General features: G+C 36.1%; 25 protein-coding genes and 1 tRNA gene. 23 read left to right on the forward strand and 3 right to left on the reverse strand.

Annotated features, from left to right (window positions below; all coding sequences use genetic code 11):
• From FGL66_RS01845 to FGL66_RS01890, 10 genes are all read left to right on the forward strand, one after another.
• A complete protein-coding gene (locus FGL66_RS01845; protein WP_180809924.1) occupies positions 1 to 849 on the forward strand; it encodes a hypothetical protein in 849 nt (282 codons plus the stop codon).
• A 202-nt stretch (positions 850 to 1,051) separates the two neighbouring features.
• A complete protein-coding gene (gene hprK / locus FGL66_RS01850) occupies positions 1,052 to 1,993 on the forward strand; it encodes an HPr(Ser) kinase/phosphatase (protein ID WP_180809925.1) in 942 nt (313 codons plus the stop codon).
• The gene (gene lgt / locus FGL66_RS01855) at positions 1,990 to 2,835 is read left to right on the forward strand and encodes a prolipoprotein diacylglyceryl transferase (protein ID WP_180809926.1); all 846 of its coding nucleotides are present in this window, start codon (positions 1,990 to 1,992) and stop codon (positions 2,833 to 2,835) included. The genes hprK and lgt overlap by 4 nt, the downstream gene beginning before the upstream one ends.
• A gap of 1 nt (position 2,836) precedes the next feature.
• The gene (locus FGL66_RS01860) at positions 2,837 to 3,322 is read left to right on the forward strand and encodes an acyltransferase (RefSeq protein ID WP_258007295.1); all 486 of its coding nucleotides are present in this window, start codon (positions 2,837 to 2,839) and stop codon (positions 3,320 to 3,322) included.
• A 15-nt stretch (positions 3,323 to 3,337) separates the two neighbouring features.
• Entirely contained in the window at positions 3,338 to 4,777 is a 1,440-nt protein-coding gene (locus FGL66_RS01865) for a tetratricopeptide repeat protein (protein WP_180809928.1), read from the forward strand.
• A gap of 63 nt (positions 4,778 to 4,840) precedes the next feature.
• Positions 4,841 to 5,773: a thioredoxin-disulfide reductase gene (gene trxB, locus FGL66_RS01870; RefSeq protein WP_180809929.1), complete on the forward strand. Its 933-nt coding sequence runs from the start codon at positions 4,841 to 4,843 to the stop codon at positions 5,771 to 5,773.
• Between the two features lie 190 nt (positions 5,774 to 5,963).
• Positions 5,964 to 6,878: an RNase adapter RapZ gene (rapZ, locus tag FGL66_RS01875; RefSeq protein WP_180809930.1), complete on the forward strand. Its 915-nt coding sequence runs from the start codon at positions 5,964 to 5,966 to the stop codon at positions 6,876 to 6,878.
• Positions 6,875 to 7,867 carry a gluconeogenesis morphogenetic factor MgfK gene (mgfK, locus tag FGL66_RS01880; protein WP_180809931.1) on the forward strand — a complete coding sequence of 331 codons (993 nt, stop codon included), beginning with the start codon at positions 6,875 to 6,877 and terminating at the stop codon, positions 7,865 to 7,867. The genes rapZ and mgfK overlap by 4 nt, the downstream gene beginning before the upstream one ends.
• A 27-nt stretch (positions 7,868 to 7,894) precedes the next feature.
• Complete coding sequence (gene whiA, locus FGL66_RS01885) at positions 7,895 to 8,839, forward strand: DNA-binding protein WhiA (RefSeq protein ID WP_180809932.1); 945 nt, start codon at positions 7,895 to 7,897, stop codon at positions 8,837 to 8,839.
• Between the two features lie 230 nt (positions 8,840 to 9,069).
• Positions 9,070 to 9,429 (forward strand): DUF1304 domain-containing protein, encoded by a 360-nt coding sequence (locus FGL66_RS01890; protein WP_180809933.1) that lies wholly within the window; start codon positions 9,070 to 9,072, stop codon positions 9,427 to 9,429.
• Positions 9,430 to 9,484: 55 nt separating this feature from the next.
• Here the strand turns inward: FGL66_RS01890 and FGL66_RS01895 are convergent, their stop codons facing one another.
• Together FGL66_RS01895 and FGL66_RS01900 are read right to left on the reverse strand one after the other, a co-directional pair.
• Positions 9,485 to 9,685, reverse strand: a complete 201-nt coding sequence (locus FGL66_RS01895) for a cold-shock protein (protein ID WP_180809934.1) — start codon at positions 9,683 to 9,685, stop codon at positions 9,485 to 9,487.
• A gap of 371 nt (positions 9,686 to 10,056) precedes the next feature.
• A tRNA-Arg gene (locus FGL66_RS01900) sits at positions 10,057 to 10,128 on the reverse strand.
• A gap of 125 nt (positions 10,129 to 10,253) precedes the next feature.
• On the opposite strand from FGL66_RS01900, the gene clpP reads away from it, so the two are divergent.
• Together clpP and FGL66_RS01910 are read left to right on the forward strand one after the other, a co-directional pair.
• On the forward strand, positions 10,254 to 10,838 hold the full coding sequence (gene clpP / locus FGL66_RS01905) for an ATP-dependent Clp endopeptidase proteolytic subunit ClpP (protein WP_180809935.1): 585 nt from the start codon (positions 10,254 to 10,256) through the stop codon (positions 10,836 to 10,838).
• A gap of 274 nt (positions 10,839 to 11,112) precedes the next feature.
• Positions 11,113 to 11,601, forward strand: coding sequence for a GNAT family N-acetyltransferase (locus FGL66_RS01910; RefSeq protein ID WP_180809936.1), 489 nt, complete (start codon positions 11,113 to 11,115; stop codon positions 11,599 to 11,601).
• A gap of 42 nt (positions 11,602 to 11,643) precedes the next feature.
• Here FGL66_RS01910 and FGL66_RS01915 read toward each other — a convergent pair whose 3' ends face one another.
• Positions 11,644 to 12,546 carry a TIGR01777 family oxidoreductase gene (locus FGL66_RS01915; RefSeq protein ID WP_180809937.1) on the reverse strand — a complete coding sequence of 301 codons (903 nt, stop codon included), beginning with the start codon at positions 12,544 to 12,546 and terminating at the stop codon, positions 11,644 to 11,646.
• Between the two features lie 448 nt (positions 12,547 to 12,994).
• Between FGL66_RS01915 and FGL66_RS01920 the strand changes: the two genes are divergently transcribed.
• From FGL66_RS01920 to FGL66_RS01970, 11 genes are all read left to right on the forward strand, one after another.
• Positions 12,995 to 13,663: a hypothetical protein gene (locus tag FGL66_RS01920; protein WP_180809938.1), complete on the forward strand. Its 669-nt coding sequence runs from the start codon at positions 12,995 to 12,997 to the stop codon at positions 13,661 to 13,663.
• 447 nt (positions 13,664 to 14,110) lie between these two features.
• Complete coding sequence (locus FGL66_RS01925) at positions 14,111 to 15,139, forward strand: sugar-binding transcriptional regulator (RefSeq protein WP_180809939.1); 1,029 nt, start codon at positions 14,111 to 14,113, stop codon at positions 15,137 to 15,139.
• Positions 15,140 to 15,171: 32 nt separating this feature from the next.
• A complete protein-coding gene (gene gap, locus FGL66_RS01930; RefSeq protein WP_180809940.1) occupies positions 15,172 to 16,179 on the forward strand; it encodes a type I glyceraldehyde-3-phosphate dehydrogenase in 1,008 nt (335 codons plus the stop codon).
• A gap of 200 nt (positions 16,180 to 16,379) precedes the next feature.
• On the forward strand, positions 16,380 to 17,570 hold the full coding sequence (locus tag FGL66_RS01935) for a phosphoglycerate kinase (protein WP_180809941.1): 1,191 nt from the start codon (positions 16,380 to 16,382) through the stop codon (positions 17,568 to 17,570).
• 49 nt (positions 17,571 to 17,619) lie between these two features.
• Positions 17,620 to 18,381 (forward strand): triose-phosphate isomerase, encoded by a 762-nt coding sequence (gene tpiA / locus FGL66_RS01940; protein WP_180809942.1) that lies wholly within the window; start codon positions 17,620 to 17,622, stop codon positions 18,379 to 18,381.
• Positions 18,382 to 19,899, forward strand: a complete 1,518-nt coding sequence (gpmI, locus tag FGL66_RS01945; protein WP_180809943.1) for a 2,3-bisphosphoglycerate-independent phosphoglycerate mutase — start codon at positions 18,382 to 18,384, stop codon at positions 19,897 to 19,899.
• A 123-nt stretch (positions 19,900 to 20,022) separates the two neighbouring features.
• Entirely contained in the window at positions 20,023 to 21,327 is a 1,305-nt protein-coding gene (gene eno, locus FGL66_RS01950; protein WP_180809944.1) for a surface-displayed alpha-enolase, read from the forward strand.
• A 199-nt stretch (positions 21,328 to 21,526) separates the two neighbouring features.
• A complete protein-coding gene (locus tag FGL66_RS01955) occupies positions 21,527 to 22,264 on the forward strand; it encodes an NUDIX hydrolase (protein WP_180809945.1) in 738 nt (245 codons plus the stop codon).
• A gap of 76 nt (positions 22,265 to 22,340) precedes the next feature.
• Positions 22,341 to 22,808 (forward strand): hypothetical protein, encoded by a 468-nt coding sequence (locus tag FGL66_RS01960; protein ID WP_180809946.1) that lies wholly within the window; start codon positions 22,341 to 22,343, stop codon positions 22,806 to 22,808.
• A gap of 68 nt (positions 22,809 to 22,876) precedes the next feature.
• On the forward strand, positions 22,877 to 23,110 hold the full coding sequence (gene secG, locus FGL66_RS01965) for a preprotein translocase subunit SecG (protein ID WP_180809947.1): 234 nt from the start codon (positions 22,877 to 22,879) through the stop codon (positions 23,108 to 23,110).
• Between the two features lie 237 nt (positions 23,111 to 23,347).
• Complete coding sequence (locus FGL66_RS01970; protein WP_180809948.1) at positions 23,348 to 24,088, forward strand: alpha/beta hydrolase; 741 nt, start codon at positions 23,348 to 23,350, stop codon at positions 24,086 to 24,088.
• Positions 24,089 to 24,114: the final 26 nt, after the last annotated feature.

A 24,114-nucleotide genomic window follows, 5' to 3' on the forward strand; every position in this document is an offset into this window, starting at 1 on the left:
ATGCAAGAAGCAAAAGTAAAAGCATTATTAACAGAATTTGTAGTAAATGGTAAAATCAATGCGGAAGAGGCAGCAACTCTATTAGATGCCATATCATCTTTAAATGATTCACAACAACAAACGACAGAACATGATAGCAAGAATTTGGGAAGTGAAACAGATGAAATAAGAAAAGCAAAAGCATCATTAGTAACAAAACTTATAATAGATGATAAAATCAATTTTGAAGAGGCAGCAACTTTATTAGATGCCATGCTTTTCAATGATTCACAACAACAAACGACAGCATATGATAGCAAGAATTTGGAAAGTGAAACAGAAGTGTTATTTGAAACAAGTGAAGTAAAAAAATTAGTATTAGATCTTTTAATAGAGGGTAAAATCAGTAAGGAAGAAGCAGTAACTCTATTAGATGCCATATCTTTAAATGATTCACAACAACAAACGACAGCATATGATAGCAAGAATTTGGAAAGTGAAACAGAAGCAAGTAAAGTAAAAAAATTAGTAACAGACCTTTTAATAGATGGTAAAATCAAATTTGAAGAAGCAGCAAGTCTATTAGGTGCCATGTTTTTCAATGATTCGCAACAACAAACGACAGAACATGATAGCAAGAATTTGGGAAGTGAAACAGAAGCGTCATTTGAAACAAGTATAGAGGATTTTGTACGAGATACATTTCAAAGTGTGACGGATATATTACGTAAAGGTGTAAAGGCAGCTGATGATCAATGGCAAAGAGCCAAAAATAAAGATGATGATCATACAACGATAGATCCTTTTCAGCACCTTGAAAAAACACTACAAGAGTTAAGTGAACGTTTGAAAGCGAAAAACAAAGAATAACGAACTTTACTTTTATTCACTATGAAGATAAGCCACTGACTGAGATGATACATAGAATCGATAAAGTGCTCTATGGTCATTTAAACGTCGGTGGCTTTTAACTTGAAAATAATAAAATTTATGATTTGATTATAACATTGCTATCCTGCAACAATAACAATTTGATATGATAGAGTGGAATGACATAAAATGAGGTGAAAAAATGTTAACAACACAAGATGTCGTTGAACGTTTCAAGTTGAACGTTGTAGCGGGAAAAGGCGGTTTAAATCGTCCAATACAAAATACAGATATATCTCGACCGGGGTTAGTAATGGCGGGTTATTTTTCACATTATTCATCTAACCGCATTCAAATATTGGGAACAACAGAATTGTCTTTTTATAACTTATTAAGTGATGAAGAGCGTAGTGGCCGTATGCGCAAATTATGTCAGCCTGAAACGCCAGCAATCATTATTACAAGAGGCTATAAAGCACCAGAAGAGTTGCTTTGTGCATCCGAAGAAACGAATACACCTTTGCTTTATGTAGAAGAAGCGACAACGCGGGTAATGGGAAGACTGACCTCCTATTTAGAACATGAGCTTGCGAACTCCACATCGATTCATGGTGTGTTAGTCGATGTTTACGGTGTAGGCGTGTTGATCACAGGGGATTCAGGTGTCGGTAAAAGTGAAACAGCACTTGAACTGGTCAAACGCGGTCATCGTCTGGTAGCAGATGATAATGTTGAGATCAAGGAAGTTGTGAAAGATGAACTGATTGGTAAGCCACCAAAAATCATTGAACATCTGCTAGAAATTAGAGGCCTGGGAATTATCAATGTTATGACATTATTTGGTGCGGGATCCATTTTGACTAAAAAACGGATTCACTTGAACATTAATCTCGAAACGTGGCGTGAAGGTAAACTTTATGATCGAATCGGTTTGAGTGAAGAAACATTGCAAATTCTTGATACCAACATCACCAAAAAAACAATCCCTATCCGACCAGGACGTAATGTGGCAGTTATCATTGAAGTCGCAGCGATGAACTATCGCCTGAATGTAATGGGGATTAATACAGCAGAAGAATTTAATCAAAGACTTAATGCTGAAATTATGAAAAACAGTCAAAAGAAACAAGGTGAAGATGCATGATAATGTCATATATTGATCCGGTAGCAATACAGTTGGGTGGTTTGTCGATACGTTGGTACGGTATTATTATTGCAACTGCTATTCTAATTGGCTATGCAGTTGCTCAGAAGAGTGCAAGACATATAGGGTTTAAAGAAGACGATATTGTTAACTTATTAATTGTTAGCGTAGTTGTAGCAATCATAACAGCACGTTTATATTTTGTATTGTTTCATTTAGATTATTATAGCCAAAATCTTTTAGAAATCCCGATGATTTGGCAAGGAGGCATTGCAATTCACGGTGGTTTATTAGGGGCCTTTGCTATGGGAACTTATTATTGTTATCGTCGAAACTGGCACCCTTTACAAGTTGCTGATATTGTGGCACCAAGTATTATATTAGCTCAAGGTATTGGACGTTGGGGTAACTTTATGAATCATGAAGCACACGGAGGACCTGTTACAAGAGCATTTTTAGAAAATTTATCATTGCCTAATTTTATTATCGAAAATATGTATATTGATGGTCAATACTATCACCCCGCTTTCTTATACGAATCTATGTGGGATGTCTTAGGATTTATACTGCTGATCACATTACGCCGCCATCTGCGTGTCGGAGAGACATTTGGGTTATATCTCATTTGGTATTCGATTGGGCGCTTTTTTATCGAAGGATTGCGTACAGATAGTTTGATGATTGGAGAGGTTATTCGCGTTGCACAACTGATGTCTATCACACTAATTATTGTAGGGATTTTACTTATTCTGATTCAACGTTTTAAAGTAAAAGCGCCATTATATCGAGAAGTGAAGGTCTTATCATGGGCACAATATGAAAAGTCAAAGGAGCGTAAATAAAGTGTCAAGACGGCTCAATACAATCCAAGCACAGCAGCATAATCCACTTTGGCATATTTATCGTTATATTCGTTTTACTAAAATGTTCAAAAATACAGTAATTATTGAGATCTCACGTTTTATTCCTAGCATTAGCTGGAAACGTTGGATTTATCGTCATATATTAAAAATGTCAGTTGGGGAGCAGAGTGCATTTGCGTATAAAGCGGTGCCAGATTTACTATATCCAGAGCGTATAACCATTGGCAAGCGAGTAATTATTGGCTATAATGCTACGATATTGACGCATGAATTTTTACCGGACGCCTTGCGTATAGGGGATGTGAAAATTGGAGATCATACGATGATAGGTGCAAATGTTACGATACTTCCCGGTGTGACAATCGGTCAAAATGTTAAAGTAGGTGCAGGTGCAGTTGTTTCCAAAGATATTCCAGATGGTGCAACGGCTTATGGTACACCTTTACAAATTTATTTAAATCAATAGAAAGGGGTGGCAATGATGACACACCAACATAATATTATACATTTTCATCAACAAGATGAAAAACTGTATCAAAAAATAGCATCTCAAAAGTTTAAGCAGCAAGAGTATTCTAAAGCAAGCCACTATTTAAACAAAGTGTTGGCATTGTCACCCGATAACTTTGAGGTACGACGACAACTGGCAATGTGTTATATAAAATTAAACAAAGCACAACAGGCAGAAGCGTTATACTATGATGCGATTAGTGAAGGGCATGAACTTGAACAATCCTTCTATGAACTCAGTCAGTTAAATATTAGGTTGAGCGAACCGAATAAAGCGTATCTATTTGGTTTACAATATGTATTTATGTCGGAAGACGAAGCATATCGTGATGAACTTGAACGTATGTTTGATGTTTCATATCATGAAGAGGACGAATTGCGACAAGAATGTCAGCTGTTTACGATACAAGTGATCTTTCAATACTTATTTGGTGAAGGACGCTTACTTGAAGCGCGTACTTATATTTTAAAACAAGATCACCAACTTCAAGATACGCGAATTGTCCGTAATCTTTTAGCGATGTGTTATTTATATTTAAATGAAAATGATGTCGCAAAAGAGATGTTTGAACGCTTACTTCGTGAAGATGCAACTGATATTTATGCACTGTGCCATTACACCTTGTTACTACATAATAGAGATGAACAACAATTATTTGAAAAATATGTGCAAATCTTAAATAAAGTCATGCCAATGAATGATGATGAGTCGTTTAAGTTAGGTATTGTATTAAGTTATTTAAAACAATATCAAGCCTCTCAACAACTCCTGTTGCCATTGCATCGCAAAGGTAAATTTCAAACCTTTCAACTCTTTCACGCATTATCTGTCAATTTTTATTACCTGGGAAACGTCGAGCAAAGTAAATCATTCTGGGAGATGTTGTCGACATTTAGTCATGCACATCCAGGGTTGCCACCTTGGATCATTGAACAACGTATCGCTTATTTTGATCGGCATATTGCACCGCTTTTGATGAGTGAAGATCAACATCGTCGTTTGTATGGGCTTTTTTTACTGAATCAACTGAATGGGAAAGAAGTTTTGATGACCAAAGAAGTATGGTCGATTTTAGAGACATTAGGAGACTATGAGAAGTTGTATCTCTCCTACTTGATCCAAGGGCTTCAGTTGACCAAGCTCGATTTTGTTCATCGTGGGTTACTATGTTTATATGACGTAGTAGAGGTGCGTGAAGAAACAGACTTGTTTTTACGTTGGATCGCTTATGCAGAAGATTTATTAGCTTTAGATATTGATAAAGAGAAAGTCTCACCTTATGTAGCAGCAGTTGTATTTTTGTATTTTAATACGACTTCAGAACATAAAGATGAATCACTTTATTGTGAATGGTTTAATGTATCACTCACTCAACTTCAAGAAGCACTTAAAGTATTGATGAGCATATAAGTTTAGACGACCTAGGAAATGTCGTAAAATAACTATGATTAAAATAAAGAGGAGGAACCATCCATGTCAGAACAAGTAAGATATGATGTTGCGATTATCGGCGCAGGTCCAGCAGGTATGACAGCTGCTGTTTACGCATCACGCGCAAACTTAAATACTGTAATGATTGAACGTGGTATGCCAGGTGGTCAAATGGCAAATACAGAAGAAGTTGAGAATTTCCCTGGGTTTGAAATGATTTCTGGTCCAGATCTTTCCAATAAAATGTTTGACCATGCTAAAAAGTTCGGTGCAGAATATAAGTATGGAGATATTAAAGGTATTGAAGATAAAGGAGATTACAAAATCATAGACCTCGGCTCTAGTCAAGTTGAAGCTACAGCCGTGATTATCGCAACAGGCGCAGAGTATAAAAAGATCGGTGTTCCGGGAGAAGAAGAGCTTGGCGGTCGTGGCGTAAGCTATTGTGCAGTATGTGATGGTGCATTCTTTAAAAATAAAAATGTATATGTTATCGGTGGCGGTGACTCTGCTGTTGAAGAAGGAACATTCTTAACAAAATTTGCAGATAAAGTTACAATTGTACACCGTCGTAACCAACTGCGAGCACAGAAAATTTTACAAGACCGTGCATTTAAAAATGAAAAAATTGACTTTATTTGGAATCACACATTGAAATCAGTAAATGAAAAAGATGGTAAAGTGGGTTCACTTACACTTGTATCTACTGAAGATGGTACTGAACAAACAGTTGATGCAGATGGCTTATTCGTATATATTGGTATGAAGCCTTTAACACAGCCATTTGCCAATCTAGGTATTACGAATGATGCCGGATATATCGTCGCAAATGATGATATGAGTACAGCTGTTAAAGGAATTTATGTTGCAGGCGATGTCCGCGAAAAAGGATTGCGCCAAATTGTAACAGCCACAAGTGACGGTAGTATTGCTGCTCAAAGCGTTCAAGCATATATTGAATCATTAGAAGATTAAAAGTTTAAAATTTCATAATATCATAATATCATTCATAAGGCTGAACAGCGAACTTTCTAAGGTGTTCAGTCTTTCATTATGTGAGGAACTAAAGATAAAGAGGTAGAAATAATAATTATATATCATGACTACTACTTGAGGTGGATTTCATGTACACTAAAAGAGAATATGATGGGACGGGGGTTAATATATGCAATATTTAGAAGAAAAAGAAGTGATTAAACGGGAATTAACGATTGTAACGGGATTGTCAGGAGCAGGTAAATCAGTTGCAATTCAAAGCCTAGAAGATTTGGGATATTTTTGTGTGGATAACTTACCTCCTATTTTACTTCCAAAGTTTATTGAGTTAATGACAGAAGGTAATCCTTCTCTTCAGAAAGTAGCAATTGGTATTGATTTACGGGGAAGAGAGTTTTTTACAAATCTTATTGAAGAAATTGACAACGTTCAACATCATGCACATATTCATTTAGAAGTACTTTTTGTCGATGCCGAGACCCAAAAGCTTGTTTCGAGATATAAAGAAACACGACGCCAACATCCGTTGCAAAAACATCATGATTTAACATTACTAGAAGCAATCAATGAAGAGCGAGAGTTATTATCTGAAATTCGTAGCTTAGCCAATCATACAGTAGATACCACCAAGTTAAGACCAAAAGATTTAAAAAAACGAATCACACAGATTTTTAATGTAAAAGATGCCTCTACGTTTACAATTAATGTAACAAGTTTTGGTTTTAAACATGGTATCCAAATCGATGCTGACCTTGTATTTGATGTCCGCTTTTTACCTAATCCCTATTATGTAGAAACATTACGTCCATTAACAGGGATGGATGAGCCGGTATATAGCTATGTGATGAAATGGAAAGAAACACAAACTTTTTATGAGAAATTACTTGATTTGTTATTATTTATGATTCCCGGATATAAAAAAGAAGGGAAATCACAATTGGTGATTGCAATTGGTTGTACAGGAGGTCAGCATCGTTCTGTTGCATTAGCACAGCGATTATCAGAAGATCTCCAGAAAAAATATGACTATAATATTTATGTGCGTCATCGTGATGCACATATTGAAAGTGGCGAGAAAAGATGAAACAACTCAAATTAGTGCTAATAGGTGGAGGAACAGGCCTATCTGTATTAGCAAGAGGTTTAAGATCATTTCCGATAGATATTACAGCGATTGTTACAGTTGCAGATGATGGTGGAAGTACAGGAAAAATTCGGCATGAGATGGATATTCCTGCACCGGGTGACGTACGTAATGTATTAGCTGCATTAAGTGATGCTGAACCTACACTGGAACAACTTTTTCAATATCGCTTTGAAGAAGATAAAATCAGTGGACACTCACTTGGCAACTTATTAATCGCAGCAATGACAAATATTACACATGACTTTGGCCATGCGATTAAAGAATTGAGCAAGATTTTAAATATTAAAGGACGTGTTATTCCATCAACAGTGTCTAGCGTTGCCTTGCATGCTGAAATGGAAGACGGAGAAATAGTTGTAGGAGAATCAAATATTCCGACAAAACATAAAAAAATTAAACGTGTTTTTTTAGAACCTGCTAATGCTGAACCTATGGATGAGGCGGTCGAAGCATTAAGAGACGCCGATATTATTGTGCTGGGTCCGGGTTCTTTATATACGAGTGTAATCTCTACACTTTGTGTGAAGGGGATTGGTAAGGCGCTTGTTGAAAGTGCAGCTAAAAAAGTATATGTTTCTAATATTATGACACAGCCGGGAGAAACAGATGACTATTCGGTTGTTGATCATGTTGACGCAATTCACCAGCAACTCGGTCAAAATGCACTTGATTTTGTTATTGCAAATGAACTTGAATTTAGTAAGGATATTTTAAAAAAATACGAAGAAAAGGGAGCAAAACCTGTACTTTATAATGCAGAATTATTAGAAGAACGAGGCGTTGAACTAGTGACAGGCAAAGATTTGGCGCTCATATCAGAAAATCACCACGTACGACATCGCACAGAAATTTTGGCAACAATGATCTATGAATTGGCATTGCAAGAGATTAGTACGATTGAGTTTGACCCTAGTCACCTTAAATAAAATGAGTAAGAAAGGATATCGATCACTATGAGCTTTGCATCGGATATGAAAAATGAATTAACGAGAATAGAAGTGAATAATGATAATGCGAAGGCAGAGCTCAGTGCGTTAATACGTATGAATGGTGCATTAAGTTTATCTAATCAACAGTTTGTTATTAATATTCAAACTGAAAACGCAACAACAGCCAGACGTATTTATTCACTAATTAAAAAAGTTTTTGACGTAGAAGTTGAAATTTTAGTACGTAAAAAAATGAAGTTAAAGAAAAACAATATCTATATTTGTCGTATTAAGATGAAAGCACGTGAAATTTTAGATGAGCTCGGTATTTTAAAAGAGGGTAGCTTTACACATGCAATTGATACTCAAATGGTAGAAACAGATGAAATGCGACGAAGTTATTTAAGAGGTGCTTTCTTAGCGGGAGGTTCAGTGAATAATCCAGAAACTTCATCATATCATTTAGAAGTTTTCTCCCTTTATGAAAGTCATTCGGCAGGTTTAACAGAATTGATGAATGAATATGGGTTAAACGCTAAAAAACTTGAACGTAAAAAAGGTTGGATTACATATTTAAAAGAAGCAGAACGTATTGCAGAATTTTTAAGTTTGATTGGTGGGTATCAAGCACTACTAAAATTTGAAGATGTACGTATTGTGCGAGATATGCGTAATTCAGTGAATCGTCTGGTCAATTGTGAAACAGCAAACCTTAATAAAACGGTTAGTGCAGCGATGAAACAGGTGGAAAGTATCCAACTTATTGATGAGGAGATTGGATTGGACAATTTACCAGATCGCCTGCGAGAAATTGCCAAATTGCGCATTGAAAATCAAGATGTATCATTAAAAGAACTTGGTGAAATGGTCAGTACCGGGACAATATCAAAATCTGGTGTAAATCATCGCCTAAGAAAATTAAATGAAATGGCAGATAAAATCCGTAGTGGTGAGCAGTTTGAAATTTAAAAATATTAAAGGTTTTGAGTATATGATGTTTTAGAAACATATAGTGTAAGATACGATAAGTGGTGAAGAAATCTACGATGATGGGTCGCTTCACTACTTTTTTTATTTGTTGAGTTTATATATTGTATTAAGTGCAATTTTTTAATAAAATAAATTGAAAGTTCTATAATAAGATGATGATTTATAGGACTTTCATAGTTATTCAAAGGAAAGATAGGAAGGTAAGCGATATGTCCATTTTATCAATCATTCTTGTTACACTTGTTTCGTTTGAATTTTTCTTTATTATGTATTTGGAGACAATAGCAACAACATCAGAAAAAACGAGTAAGGTTTTTAATATTTCACAGCAAAAACTTAAAGATGAGACAATTAGTACATTGCTTAAAAATCAAGGTATTTATAATGGCTTGATTGGTATATTATTATTATATGGTGCATTTATTTCAACACATCCTAAAGAGTTATGTGTAGCGTTACTTATTTATATTATTGGTGTAGCTATTTATGGTGGTATTTCTAGCGATAAAAGCATCTTTTTTAAACAAGGAACATTACCCATTCTTGCATTAATAAGTATGCTGATTTAATGATAAAAAGAGAGACACTTCACTGTGAAGTGTCTCTCTTTTATGAATGTTTTGATTAGCGTTTAATTACGTTAGCAGCTTGGTCGCCACGATCACCTGATACGATATCAAATTCTACTTGTTGACCTTCTTCTAATGTTTTGTAGCCGTCACCTTCGATTGCTGAAAAGTGAACGAATACATCGTTACCTTCTTCACGTTCGATGAAACCAAAACCTTTTTCTGCATTAAACCATTTTACTGTACCGTTATACATATAGAATACCTCCGTGTGCTTATGCACGTAATTATTTCTGTAAAAAAATTCTTTCATCAAAAGGAGTATATTCTTAAAAATAAACTACAATTTAATTACACGAGCTTTAATACGATAGCTTTAACTATACAGTGCTTTAGCAGAGAAGTAAAGAGAAATATTGAATATTATTAAAATAAATCGTAAACCTAAGAATTTTGATAGTAAAAATACGATGATTCGTATATGTATGGTTGATCGAACTGATGTACAAAAAGCAAAAGATTAAAAAACGAGCCGAAAAAAATAAACCCCACCTGAAAAGCAGGTGGGGTTTTTAAAGCTTGTTGGTCACAAAACACCTATAAACCTTGTTATATCAATACCTGTAACCCCCTCGGAAGGAATCGAACCTTCATTGTAAGAACCGGAATCTTAAGTGTTATCCATTACACTACGAGGAGTTAATCCGAAAAGTTATACGAGCATTATAACATGAAAAAAGGTTAGTGTTTAATTTTTGACCATTTTTGACTTTTGAGTTAAACTATATATAAATCAATCAAGCTAAATGAGGAGGAAGTAACTTATGAATTTAATTCCGACAGTTATAGAAACAACAAATCGTGGTGAACGTGCGTATGATATTTATTCACGCTTGTTAAAAGATCGTATTATTATGCTAGGTTCTGCGATTGATGATAATGTTGCAAATTCAATTGTATCACAACTTTTATTTTTACAGGCACAAGATGCTGAAAAAGATATTTATCTATATATTAACTCACCAGGTGGCAGCGTAACAGCTGGTTTTGCGATTTATGATACGATTCAACATATTAAACCCGATGTACAAACAATTTGTATTGGTATGGCAGCTTCAATGGGATCATTCTTACTTGCAGCAGGTGCTAAAGGCAAACGCTATGCATTACCAAATGCAGAAGTGATGATTCATCAACCACTTGGTGGCGCGCAAGGTCAAGCAACAGAAATTGAAATTGCAGCTAACCATATTTTGAAAACACGTGAAAAATTAAATAAAATTTTATCTGAACGTACAGGTCAATCTATTGAAAAAATTCAAAAAGATACAGATCGTGATAACTTTTTAACAGCAGAAGAAGCAAAAGAGTACGGTTTAATTGATGAAGTTATGAATCCAGAACAATAATGTTTTGTTATATCGAACTAGAGTATTTGCACGATAATGTGTGATACTCTAGTTTTTCTTATTCATCATCCATAATGAAATAGAGAAGTAATGACATCGCTTGATGATATAATAAGAATGATCAATGAATCAAACAACAGTTTATTAAGTATGAATATCATGTTATTGACATGTATTTGAGATGAGTAAAGATAATTAAATGAACTTTATCAAGTGTTATAAAGGGGAGTTTGCATTTGTTTTACAGTAAAATGAGTAGTGGAGGCGTGTTGAGATGATTAGAGAAGCCATGACAAATGATTTGCCAGCTATTTTAGAAATTTATAACTATGCTATTCGTCATACAACAGCAGTATATACATATGAAGAGACAACACTGGAAGAACGTCAGGAATGGTATACCGATAAAGTGTTAGCAGGTATTCCAATTTATGTTGATGTTCAAGAAAATCAAGTTGTCGGCTTTGCGACATATGGTACATTTCGTAATTGGCCAGCGTATCAATATACAGCAGAGCATTCAGTTTATGTTCATCCAGATGCACAGAGAAAAGGTGTTGCTTCTCGCTTGTTAAAAAAGATTGAAGATACACTGTTAGAACGTGGTTATCAAACATTAGTAGCTGGAATAGATGAAGATAATAAAGCAAGCCGATATCTTCATGAACGATATGGCTATGCTTATGTTGGAACTTTGGAAAAAGTCGGATTCAAATTTGATAGATGGCTGAACCTTGTCTTTTATCAAAAACAGCTAAAATAGTACATAATCAGTTAGAAAGATTATCCTCTTTAACAATTAGTGCTACATGTTATAAATATGACACAGCGCTTCTTTAAGATGAGGAAATTGGAATGGAAATTCTAACTGCTTTAGACGATGGGGCAACACATATTGTGTATCAAGCATAAGCGTAGACATGTGCCCTAGAGCAAGTCGCATCAATAGTCCAGGCACACGCATATAATGAGGACGATACAGAACTTGACCGAGTGTCTGACCGAACTCATGTTGTGTTACCGGATAAGGGGCCGTCAAATTGTAAGCACCCTGAGCAGTAGAATGATGAACTAAATAGATAATAGCAGTTACTAAATCTTCAATATGAATCCAAGAATACCATTGTTTGCCATCTCCAATCTTGCCACCGACCATTAGACGATAAGGCAACGCCATTATAGGCAGTGCGCCGCCATCTTTTGAGAGAACTAGACCAAAACGACCATAGATGACACGAGTACCCAAATGGTTAAAGAGATCAGCTTGTCGTTCCCATTGATAGACGATTTCGGACAGGAGATCATGTGGGTCAGCTTGAGTGTTTTCAGTATATATCACTCTTTTTGAAGGGGGATAATAGCCAATAGCACTCGCATTAAACAGAACAGATGGTGGGTTAGGGCGTGTGTGAAACAAATCGTATAAGGCACGTGTTGCTTGTATACGGCTGGTCATCATATCTTGTTGATGTTGTTTTGTCCAATAGCGACTCAGCGTAGCCCCAGCCAAATTAATGACGATATCTATATTTGGAATATCTTTTTCCCAGTGAGGATTGGACCAGTTGATATAATTGACGGAAGATTTATGGTTTGGTGGCTGAGCGCGTGTGAGTACATAAATATGGTTCTTGTTGTCTTGGAGAAGTCGGTGTATGAGTTTTTGTCCTACTAACCCCGTCCCCCCACTTATTAGATATGTTGTCATTTTAAATCATCCTTTCGCAGTGAATGTATGCAGTGTTTTTGTTACGTAGAGTAGTTATCGCAGGGATTTGATTTTCTGTTCATACTTCTGACAAGAAACAGTCATATAAAATTCAAAGTAAATATGTTTATTTTTTCACAAATTAGGTTATAATAGAAATACCTTCGAAAATAATTAATACATCTCTTAATTAAACAGTATACCCCATAATATACACAGCGAAGGTTATTTTGACTCCCTTTAGTAGAAAGACTGGAATGATGCAGCGTTCCAGTCTTTATTTTTTATCCAAATTTTTATTTGTGTAAACAATGTTTTATAAAGTTAAAAAGGTTGATTTTCTAATAATGGGGTATGATAATCTAATAAGTAAATTTCTTTTTTGCGTGATATTACATTGTTGTAACTGTGTAAATAAACGAAAGGATAGAAGAAATGAGGGAACATTATGACAGCACCACAAAGAAGTAATCAAGGACCTAAGTATAGAGATGATGGCAAAATTTCAGGGAAAAAGAAGTTGACAGGTTGCCTAAGTATTTTAGTGATTTTAGGATTAATGGCTGGACTCTTTTTTGCAGTTTTTGCTTACGTAGATCAAACACATAAAGGGAACGAGCGTCTGGAAGAACAGAAAAAGCAAGAGCAAAAAGAAAAGCGTGAATCAGAGATTAAAAAGAAAAAAGAAGAAAAAGAAAAAAAAGAGCAGGAAGCGTTAAGAAAGCAAGAAGAGCAGCAGGCATTGCAAGAGCAACAAGCAAGAGAGGCAGCCGCATTACAACAAGCACAAAGACAACAAGCGACACAATCACAACAACGTTCAAAGGCGAATACACAGAAAAAACAAACGCAACAAAAGGATAAAGAAACTCAAGAAAAAGACGAAGAAACATCAACAAATGATAAAAAAGAGCAGCAAAAAGAGAACAATGCACAGCGTAATACACAAGTACAACAGCCATCGCAACAGCAACAACAATCATCCAATACATCACAGCAACAGCAGACCAATCGTCAGCAAAATCAACAAAATCAGCAGAGTCAGCAGAACAGTCAGGCCCAATCTTCACGTCAACAGTCAACACAATCACAACAAAACGCAAATAATAATCAATAGCAAACAAAGCACAGAGTCATAAAGCAGATGATTCTGTGCTTTTTAATTGTTAAAGAACGATAACTGAAGGAACAGTTTACAGGTGTCTCATCCAGATGCATTATGATTATTATTTGGAATTTGTATTATTGACGTGATTCGGACATTTATAGTAAGAAGACCATTTATTTTTTGTGATATACATTGTCACCTTTCTACTTTGTCATTAAAAAATGATGAGAGCGTCTGTGTTGTTACAATATGAGCGGAGTATGGTATGGAAAGGTTGGACGTAAAACGACCTATTAAATTTTATTGTGGGATTACTTTTGGCTTGCTTTTATATAAAAGGCATAGTATCATTATAAATGTAAACAGGTTATCTATTTTTTTAGCATTGATGGGACTTAAAATGTCACCCCTTGGCTTGAAGTTGACCCCCTGTTCACTATTAAGGAGGCGTAACTCTTGGAACGCATGATTCAAGTTCAACAAAAAATAGTGCCTGACTTGATAGATAAGATGTATCGACGGTTTTCAATTTTGACAGCTATTCAGAAATACCAGCCTGTTGGTCGACGTACATTAAGTGAAATGTTAAATTTAACAGAAAGGGTACTGAGATCAGAAACAGACTTGTTGAAGCATCAAGATTTAATTTTGGTGAAACCCACAGGCATGACACTGACATCTGAAGGCGTAGATGTAGTAGGGCAGTTGAGTGATTATTTCAATCATTATTCTGATTATCATCAGTTGGCTCAGTTCATACGCAAACACTATGGTATTAAAGAGGTTCATGTCATTCCTGGTAATAGTGATACAGATTTAAGTGTCAAAGTTGAGTTAGGCCGTATTACAGGACAACTACTTGAAAAGCAATTGTATGAAGAAGCAATTGTTTCGATTACTGGAGGTTCTACAATGGCATCGGTAAGTGATGCGATGACAGAACTACCATTCAGTGTCTTGTTTGTCCCAGCCCGTGGCGGATTGGGCGAAAATGTAATCTTTCAAGCAAATACGATTTGTTCTACAATGGCGCGACGCACAGGTGGGAGTTACACTACACTGTATGTGCCAGATCAAGTAAGTGAACAAACATACCAAAATTTAATGCAAGAACCTTCTGTTATACAAACGTTAGACAGAATTCGACAGTCGCAATTTATCGTACATGGCATAGGTGATGCGCTGAAAATGGCGAAACGTAGACAATCGTCATCAGAAGTCGTGATAAAACTTCAACATCATAATGCCGTAGGTGAAGCCTTTGGTTATTATTTTAACCAGCAAGGTGAGATTATTCATAAAGTTAAAACGATTGGGCTTCAACTGGAAGAGGTACAATCTAAGCAACACATTTTTGCTGTCGCAGGCGGTGCTTCAAAAGGTAATGCAATTAAAGCATATCTTGAAATTGCACCGAAGAATACAACACTTATTACAGATGAGAGTGCAGCAAAAATTATTACGCAAGGTCTTTTAAAACAATAAAACACAATTACATTTTAAAGGAGGCCATTAAAATGGCAGTAAAAGTAGCAATTAACGGATTTGGTAGAATTGGTCGTTTAGCATTTAGAAGAATTCAAGATGTTGAGAATATCGAAGTAGTAGCAGTTAACGATTTAACAGATGATGATATGCTTGCACACTTATTGAAATATGACACAATGCAAGGTCGTTTTACTGAAGAAGTAGAAGTAATTGACGGTGGTTTCCGTGTTAATGGTAAAGAAGTTAAATCATTCTCAGAACCAGAACCATCAAAATTACCATGGGCTGACTTAGGTGTAGATGTTGTATTAGAATGTACAGGTTTCTTTACTTCTAAAGAAAAAGCAGAAGCGCACATTGAAGCTGGTGCGAAAAAAGTATTGATTTCAGCGCCAGGAACAGGCGACTTAAAAACAATTGTATACAATGTGAACCATGAATTATTAGATGGCTCAGAGTCAGTAGTATCAGGTGCATCTTGTACAACAAACTCACTAGCACCAGTAGCAAAAACATTACAAGATTCATTCGGTATTGTTGAAGGTTTAATGACAACAATTCATGCATATACAGGTGATCAAAATACACAAGATTCACCACACCGTAAAGGTGACAAACGTCGTGCACGTGCAGCAGCTGAAAACATTATTCCAAACTCAACAGGTGCAGCAAAAGCAATCGGTTTAGTTATTCCTGAAATTGCAGGTAAGTTAGACGGTGGCGCACAACGTGTACCAGTGGCAACAGGTTCATTAACAGAATTAACAGTTGTATTAGAAAAAGAAGTAACAGTGGACGAAGTAAACCAAGCAATGAAAGACGCTACAAATGAATCATTTGGTTACACTGAAGATGAAATTGTATCATCAGATGTTGTAGGTATGACATTTGGTGCATTATTTGACGCAACACAAACACGTGTAATGACTGTTGGTGATCGTCAATTAGTTAAAGTTGCATCTTGGTACGACAACGAAATGTCATATACTGCACAACTTGTTCGTACTTTAGAATATTTAGCAAGCCACGCAAAATAAGCGTGTAACATAATAAGTTCAGTAAGTACATGACGAGTGCTTCTAAACTGACGTGTAGCATTATAGTAGGCGGGGAGGCACAAAACGCTTCTCCGCTTATTTTTAAACAAAATCGTGGAAGGTAAGTCATAAATTTCTTAATAAAAAGTAAGATTTGTTTTAAACTGAAATTAACAACGGTTTTGAGGAGGAGTTTAAAAATGGCTAAAAAGGATGTAACAGATGTAGCATTAAAAGGGAAAGTGGTACTTGTACGTGCTGACTTTAACGTACCAATGAAAGATGGAGAAATTACGAATGATAATCGTATTGTGCAAGCATTACCGACTTTGAAACATATCCTTAATGAAGGAGGTAAGGTTGTTGTATTCTCACATTTAGGTAAGGTTAAAGAAGAAAGCGACAAAGCAAAGTTATCATTAGCACCTGTTGCAAAACGTTTATCTGAAAAATTGGAAAAAGAGGTAACGTTTATTCCTGAAACACGTGGTGAAAAGTTAGAGTCTGCGATTAAAGATTTAAATGAAGGCGACATCTTAATGTTTGAAAACACACGCTTTGAAGATGTTGAAGGTAAGAAAGAGTCTAAAAACGATCCTGAGTTGGGCAAGTATTGGGCTTCTTTAGGTGACATTTTTGTTAATGATGCATTTGGTACTGCGCATCGTGAACATGCATCAAATGTGGGGATTGCAACACATCTTGAAACAGTAGCTGGTTTCTTAATGGAAAAAGAGATTAAATTTATCGGTGGTGTTGTGGATAATCCAGATAAGCCTGTTGTAGCAATTTTAGGTGGTGCAAAGGTTTCTGACAAAATAGGTGTTATCGAAAACTTATTAAATATTGCAGACAAAGTGTTAATTGGTGGAGGTATGGCTTACACATTCTTAAAAGCACAAGGTAAAGAAATAGGTTTATCATTGCTTGAAGCAGATAGAATTGATTTTGCGAAAGATTTACTAGATCGTGCGGGTGATCAAATCGTATTACCGATTGACGGTAAGGTAGCAAAAACGTTTTCTAATGATGCAGAGATTACGGTAGTTTCAATGGATGAAATTCCTGCTGACCAAGAATCACTAGATATTGGTCCAAAAACAGTCGAATTATTTAAAGAACAGCTAAAAGGTGCACATACAGTCGTATGGAATGGTCCAATGGGTGTATTTGAATTTAGTAACTTTGCGCAAGGTACGATTGGTGTATGTGAAGCAATAGCCGAATTACAAGATGCTACAACAATTATCGGTGGCGGTGATTCAGCCGCAGCAGCAATGCAATTAGGCTTTGAAGAGGACTTTACACACATTTCAACAGGTGGCGGCGCATCTCTTGAGTATCTCGAAGGTAAAGAACTTCCGGGTATTAAAGCAATAGCAAACAAATAAGTGATGTAGTAAGTTGAAAAAGAGACATTAAATTATAGGAGTGTTTTAAGTGAGAAAACCAATTATTGCAGGTAACTGGAAAATGAATAAAACGGTACAGGAAGCAAAAGATTTTGTCAAAGGGTTACCAGCATTACCAGATACGAATGAAGTAGAAGCAGTTATCTGTGCACCAACAATTCAATTAGATGCATTAGTGACATTAACTCAAGAGGGTGTTGCACATGGTCTGAAAATTGGCGCACAAAACACATATTTTGAGGAAAGTGGTGCTTTTACTGGTGAAACATCACCTGTTGCATTAGCAGACTTAGGTGTGAGCTATGTTGTGATCGGTCATTCAGAGCGCCGTGAGTTATTCCATGAAACAGATGAAGATATTAATAAAAAAGCACATGCCCTGTTCAAACATAGTATGACGCCAATTATTTGTGTTGGTGAAACAGATGAAGAGCGTGAACAAGGTAAGGCCAATGATATTGTTGAAAGCCAAGTTGAAAAAGCATTAGCAGGCTTAACTGAAGAACAAGTGAAAGAAGTAGTAATTGCCTATGAACCTATTTGGGCAATTGGTACAGGCAAGTCATCAACAGCCAAAGATGCGAATGAAATGTGTGCAGCAGTACGTGCCACAGTCGCAAAACTCACGAACGAAGAAGTAGCTCAAGCTGTGCGCATTCAATATGGTGGTAGTGTGAAACCAAACAATATCAAAGAATACATGGCAGAAACAGATATTGATGGTGCATTAGTAGGCGGTGCATCATTAAAAGTAGAAGATTACGTACAATTGTTAGAAGGTGCAAAATAAATGGCAAAACAACCAACAGCCCTTATTATATTAGATGGCTTTGCAAATCGTGAAGAAGAGCATGGTAATGCAGTGAAACTTGCACATAAACCCAACTTTGATCGTTATGCGACAAAATATCCAACAACACAAATTGAAGCAAGTGGTTTGGATGTAGGCTTACCTGAAGGACAAATGGGTAACTCTGAAGTAGGTCATATGAATATTGGTGCTGGACGAATCGTTTATCAAAGTTTGACACGAATCAACAAATCTATCTCAGATGGAGACTTTTATGATAATAAAATTTTGAATGACGCAATGAACCATGTTCAGCAGCATCATGCAGCATTGCACGTTTTTGGTCTATTATCTGACGGTGGTGTACATAGCCATTATCAACATCTATTTGCAATCCTAGAACTTGCTAAACGTAAAGGGTTGGATAAAGTATATGTACATGCTTTTTTAGACGGACGTGACGTAGATCAAAAATCTGCACTCGGATATATTGATGAAACAGAGGCAGTTTTTCAAAAATTAGGCGTAGGTCAATTTGCATCAGTATCAGGTCGTTATTATGCTATGGATCGTGATAAACGTTGGGATCGTGAGCATAAAGCGTATGATGCGATTCGTGGTTTTAGCGACGTCAAATATAGCTCCGCACGTGAAGGTGTCGAAGCAAACTATGCACAAGGACTGACAGATGAATTTGTTGAACCGTTTGTAGTGACTGGTCAAAATAATGGTGTGGCAGATGGCGATGCAGTTATCTTTTACAACTTCCGTCCAGATAGAGCTGCACAACTTTCTGAAATATTTACAAATAAAGCTTTTGATGGTTTTCCGGTAGAACAAGTGAACAACCTCTACTATGCGACATTTACGAAATATAATGATAACGTAGACGCACAAATTGTCTTTGAAAAAGTAGATCTTAAAAATACAATTGGTGAAGTTGCCCAAGATCATGGCTTAACACAGTTGCGCATTGCCGAAACCGAAAAATACCCTCATGTGACATATTTCATGAGTGGAGGACAAAATGAAGAATTCAAAGGAGAGCGTCGACGCTTGATTGCATCTCCAAAGGTAGCAACGTATGATCTCCAACCAGAAATGAGTGCTTATGAAGTACGTGATGCATTGTTAGAAGAGCTAGATAAGGGAGATTTAGATCTTATTATCCTTAACTTTGCGAATCCAGATATGGTTGGTCATAGCGGTATGCTTGAGCCAACAATTAAAGCAATCGAAGCCGTAGATGAATGTCTCGGTGCTGTTGTAGATAAAATTATCGATATGGGTGGCCAGGCAATTATTACTGCCGATCATGGTAACTCAGATGAAGTGTTGACCGATGATGATCAACCGATGACGACACATACAACAAATCCAGTCCCTGTTATTGTAACAAAAGAAGGGATTACATTACGCAAAACAGGTCGCTTAGGTGACTTAGCACCAACACTCATTGATTTGTTAAATATTACGCAGCCAGCAGATATGACTGGTGAAACACTTATTCAGCATTAAAATATTTTGAGAAACGATATGCTATCGTTATAATATAAGCGAAGACACAATAAAATGACAGGTGTGTGGGTTGTAATATATTCCAATAAACCACTACCTTAACAAAAAGGAGATTTAACGATTATGCCAATTATTACTGATGTATATGCTCGCGAAGTTTTAGATTCACGTGGTAACCCAACAGTAGAAGTAGAAGTATTAACAGAAAGTGGTGCATTTGGTCGTGCACTTGTACCATCAGGCGCATCAACTGGAGAACATGAAGCAGTAGAACTACGTGATGGTGATCAATCACGCTACTTAGGCAAAGGTGTTCAAAAAGCAGTTGAAAATGTAAATGAAATCATCGCACCAGAATTAATCGAAGGTGAGTTTGCGGTGTTAGATCAAAACTCAATCGATAAAATGATGATTCAATTAGATGGTACACCAAACAAAGGTAAATTGGGTGCAAACGCTATTTTAGGTGTATCTATTGCCGTAGCGCGTGCTGCTGCAGACTTTTTAGGTCAACCTTTATACAAATATTTAGGTGGATTCAATGCAACAGTATTACCAACACCTATGATGAATATCGTTAATGGTGGTTCACACTCTGATGCACCAATCGCATTCCAAGAGTTTATGATTTTACCAGTAGGTGCTTCATCATTTAAAGAAGCTTTACGCATCGGTGCTGAAGTTTTCCACGCATTGGCAAAAATTTTAAAATCTCGTGGACTTGTTACAGCAGTTGGTGATGAAGGTGGTTTTGCTCCTAAATTTGAAGGTACTGAAGACGGTGTAGAAACAATCCTTGAAGCGATCAAAGCAGCAGGTTACAAACCGGGTGAAGATGTTTTCTTAGGCTTTGACTGTGCATCATCAGAATTCTATGAAGATGGCGTGTATGACTACACGAAATTTGAAGGTGACAAAGGTGCGAAACGTACTGCTGCTGAACAAGTAGACTACCTAGAAGAATTGGTTAACAAATATCCAATCATCTCTATCGAAGACGGTATGGATGAAAATGATTGGGAAGGATGGAAGTTACTCACTGAACGCATTGGTGACCGTGTACAATTAGTAGGTGACGATTTATTCGTAACGAACACTGAAATTTTACAAAAAGGTATTGAAAACAAAATTGGTAACTCAATCTTAATAAAAGTAAACCAAATCGGTACGTTAACTGAAACATTCGAAGCAATAGAAATGGCACAAAAAGCAGGTTACACTGCAGTAGTATCTCACCGCTCTGGTGAAACAGAAGATACAACAATTGCAGATATTGCTGTTGCGACAAATGCTGGACAAATCAAAACAGGTTCATTATCACGTACAGACCGTATTGCAAAATACAATCAATTATTACGTATTGAAGATGAACTATATGAAACATCAAAGTATGAAGGGTTAAAATCTTTCTATAACTTAGATAAATAAGATTAACGATGTCAATCACCTCTTATGTACACATTGTACATAGGAGGTGGTTTTATGTGTGGCTAGTGTATAATTCTTGATGCTTTCACATTATTTTTATTTTGGGTATAATAAAAAATTCAGAGTATTAGCGACCTTTGGTCAGGAAACTTTTATATTGTACATATTTTACGAAATCATTCATCTGGAGGTGTTATGCATGACGTACTTATTATTTAATGTAACATCTGTGGAACAGTCACATGTATTTGAGAACTTGTTTGAAATGTTGAACATTGGAAAAGTAATTGTAGTAGGGACACATGATGAAGAAGAAAAAATCAAAGCACTTACGCAACAATGGACAGTGGACTATGAGATTGTATGGACAGCATCGCTTGTTCCAGATGTCTTAACAACTATTGTTGAACAAGACCATATACAACATGCTGTAATTTTAAATCCTTCTGAGCGAGATGCGCATTATGTTGAGTATTGTATGACGCATGATATTGATATTGTGAATAACCCAACCATACAGCCTGAAGGACTTCGCTTTTCTGTAGAAGTGATCTTGGAACATCGAGGGCGCTATTTAATTTGTCAGAGACATCGTGACGCAACAGTTGCACCCAGTATTTGGAATGTGCCAGCAGGTAAAGTCAAGTTCAATGAACCCATAGAAGCCGCGATGTTACGAGAAACAAAAGAAGAAACGAATTTAACATTAGAAACAGTGCATTATTTGGGACATTTGTGGATTAACAATAAACATCAGCGACTCGTTTTTACATACTATGCGCAAGTCGACGATATAACATCATTGAAGATTGATGATGAAGAGTTCGAAACGTATGAATGGGTAACACCACAAGTGTTGGATCAATATTCATCTCTTAATCCACATATCGTCACACACATTCAGCAGCTCGGAGCAGGTACACATCCTAGCTTGTAATATTTGTGGCATAGTCGTTTCCTTTGAATGATGAATTTGATATATTGAATATAACAGTGTTTAAAGGAGAAAAAAGATGTCAAATTTAACAGAATCAGAGATGCGTGCTAAGCATACAGGACGCTTACTGGCATACATTTCATTTTTATTTGCAGTATGCCTTGTTGTACACCAAGTTACGATTGTAGATAGTCAAGTTATTAGTCATATGTTGGAGCAATCAGGTAATAAGGTATCAGAGAATGCGATTAATGCAATAAATAATAGTTTACGTTATACAGGTATTTTATACATTCTTGCATATTCAGCAGGTGTTGTAGCGATTAAGTTCCAACATCCATACTTATGGTGGTTTATGCTTGCAGTCTTTATATCACAAGTCTTTAATGCTTTGTTAAATCCACCGTTATTATATGTGAGTATTGTTAATGTCAAGGGATTTTTAGCTTTAGTCCCTTATGCTGTGGCAGTAATCGGTTCGATAGTTATGGCAGTGTTTATGATTATAACGAGTATTAAGCGTAAAACTACATTCAACCGTTAGTTAACATTGTCGGAATGATGGTAATGTGTTAAAATAGCTTTCGTATATGATGAATGGAGGACAATCTGATGCATACTTTTATTGTTGTATTACTGATTATTGACTGTATCGCACTCATCACGGTTGTTTTATTACAAGAAGGTAAGAGTAATGGCTTATCAGGTGCCATCAGCGGTGGGGCTGAACAATTATTCGGTAAACAAAAACAACGTGGTGTAGATTTATTTTTGCATAGATTGACAATTGTACTATCAATTATTTTCTTTGTATTAATGTTAGGTATCAGTTACTTTAATATGTAGAGGGACTGAGGCAGAAATTGTTTTGAACATATAATAGAGCCAGTATAAAAGCACAATGGTAGTCATTGACTGGATTAAATATGTATATTAACCTTTTCAATGTGAGTCATTTTTACCGGGGCAGGACAATGAAATCTTTTCAGTCATTAAGATTTCTATCCTGCTCCTTTTGTTTGTATCAATAATTATAAATAGATAGAATAATAATGTAACTTTTTAAGGAAGGATGAGGTTTTGATGAAAATACAACTCCCTAAGCCATTTTTGTTTGAAGGAGGCAAACGTGCAGTTTTATTATTACACGGTTTTACAGGAAATAGCTCAGATGTACGACAGCTGGGACGTTATCTTCAGAAAAAAGGCTATACCTCTCATGCGCCTCATTATGAAGGACATGCAGCACCACCTGAAGAAATTTTGGAATCTAGTCCACATGTTTGGTATAAAGACGCATTGGATGGTTATGATTATTTAGTCGAACAAGGTTATGATGAGATTGCGGTTGCAGGTCTATCACTTGGTGGTGTATTTGCATTGAAACTAAGCTTAAATCGTGATGTTAAAGGTGTTGTAACAATGTGTACGCCTGCTTATATCAAAACAGAAGGGGCAATGTTTGAAGGTTTTCTTGCATATGCACGTAACTTTAAGCGTTATGAAGGTAAAGACGATGAAACGATAGAACAAGAAATGAGCCACTTTCATCCGACAGAAACGTTAAAAGAGTTACAAGCGACATTAGAAGGTGTTCGTGAAAGCATTGATGAAGTCATGGATCCATTGTTGGTGATTCAATCTGAACATGATGAAATGATTAACCCTGACTCTGCAAATGTAATCTATGATGGTGCGATTTCTGAGCAAAAACATTTATCGTGGTACCATAACTCAGGTCATGTTATTACAATTGATAAAGAGAAAGAACAAGTATTTGAAGAGGTTTATCAGTTTTTAGAGGGGCTTGACTGGTCCGAATAGCATAAAATAAAAATGGAAAAATAGAG

Origin of the sequence: Staphylococcus sp. 17KM0847 (assembly GCF_013463155.1) — a bacterium.
GTDB lineage: Bacteria > Bacillota > Bacilli > Staphylococcales > Staphylococcaceae > Staphylococcus.

Bases quoted from the DNA above. Each gene is read 5' to 3' on its own strand.
- FGL66_RS01845 (WP_180809924.1), top strand. From the start codon at position 1: ATGCAAGAAGCAAAAGTAAAAGCATTATTAACAGAATTTGTAGTAAAT.
- hprK (WP_180809925.1), top strand. From the start codon at position 1,052: ATGTTAACAACACAAGATGTCGTTGAACGTTTCAAGTTGAACGTTGTA.
- lgt (WP_180809926.1), top strand. From the start codon at position 1,990: ATGATAATGTCATATATTGATCCGGTAGCAATACAGTTGGGTGGTTTG.
- FGL66_RS01865 (WP_180809928.1), top strand. From the start codon at position 3,338: ATGACACACCAACATAATATTATACATTTTCATCAACAAGATGAAAAA.
- trxB (WP_180809929.1), top strand. From the start codon at position 4,841: ATGTCAGAACAAGTAAGATATGATGTTGCGATTATCGGCGCAGGTCCA.
- rapZ (WP_180809930.1), top strand. From the start codon at position 5,964: ATGCAATATTTAGAAGAAAAAGAAGTGATTAAACGGGAATTAACGATT.
- mgfK (WP_180809931.1), top strand. From the start codon at position 6,875: ATGAAACAACTCAAATTAGTGCTAATAGGTGGAGGAACAGGCCTATCT.
- whiA (WP_180809932.1), top strand. From the start codon at position 7,895: ATGAGCTTTGCATCGGATATGAAAAATGAATTAACGAGAATAGAAGTG.
- FGL66_RS01890 (WP_180809933.1), top strand. From the start codon at position 9,070: ATGTCCATTTTATCAATCATTCTTGTTACACTTGTTTCGTTTGAATTT.
- FGL66_RS01895 (WP_180809934.1), bottom strand. From the start codon at position 9,685: ATGTATAACGGTACAGTAAAATGGTTTAATGCAGAAAAAGGTTTTGGT.
- clpP (WP_180809935.1), top strand. From the start codon at position 10,254: ATGAATTTAATTCCGACAGTTATAGAAACAACAAATCGTGGTGAACGT.
- FGL66_RS01910 (WP_180809936.1), top strand. From the start codon at position 11,113: ATGATTAGAGAAGCCATGACAAATGATTTGCCAGCTATTTTAGAAATT.
- FGL66_RS01915 (WP_180809937.1), bottom strand. From the start codon at position 12,546: ATGACAACATATCTAATAAGTGGGGGGACGGGGTTAGTAGGACAAAAA.
- FGL66_RS01920 (WP_180809938.1), top strand. From the start codon at position 12,995: ATGACAGCACCACAAAGAAGTAATCAAGGACCTAAGTATAGAGATGAT.
- gap (WP_180809940.1), top strand. From the start codon at position 15,172: ATGGCAGTAAAAGTAGCAATTAACGGATTTGGTAGAATTGGTCGTTTA.
- FGL66_RS01935 (WP_180809941.1), top strand. From the start codon at position 16,380: ATGGCTAAAAAGGATGTAACAGATGTAGCATTAAAAGGGAAAGTGGTA.
- gpmI (WP_180809943.1), top strand. From the start codon at position 18,382: ATGGCAAAACAACCAACAGCCCTTATTATATTAGATGGCTTTGCAAAT.
- eno (WP_180809944.1), top strand. From the start codon at position 20,023: ATGCCAATTATTACTGATGTATATGCTCGCGAAGTTTTAGATTCACGT.
- FGL66_RS01955 (WP_180809945.1), top strand. From the start codon at position 21,527: ATGACGTACTTATTATTTAATGTAACATCTGTGGAACAGTCACATGTA.
- FGL66_RS01960 (WP_180809946.1), top strand. From the start codon at position 22,341: ATGTCAAATTTAACAGAATCAGAGATGCGTGCTAAGCATACAGGACGC.
- secG (WP_180809947.1), top strand. From the start codon at position 22,877: ATGCATACTTTTATTGTTGTATTACTGATTATTGACTGTATCGCACTC.
- FGL66_RS01970 (WP_180809948.1), top strand. From the start codon at position 23,348: ATGAAAATACAACTCCCTAAGCCATTTTTGTTTGAAGGAGGCAAACGT.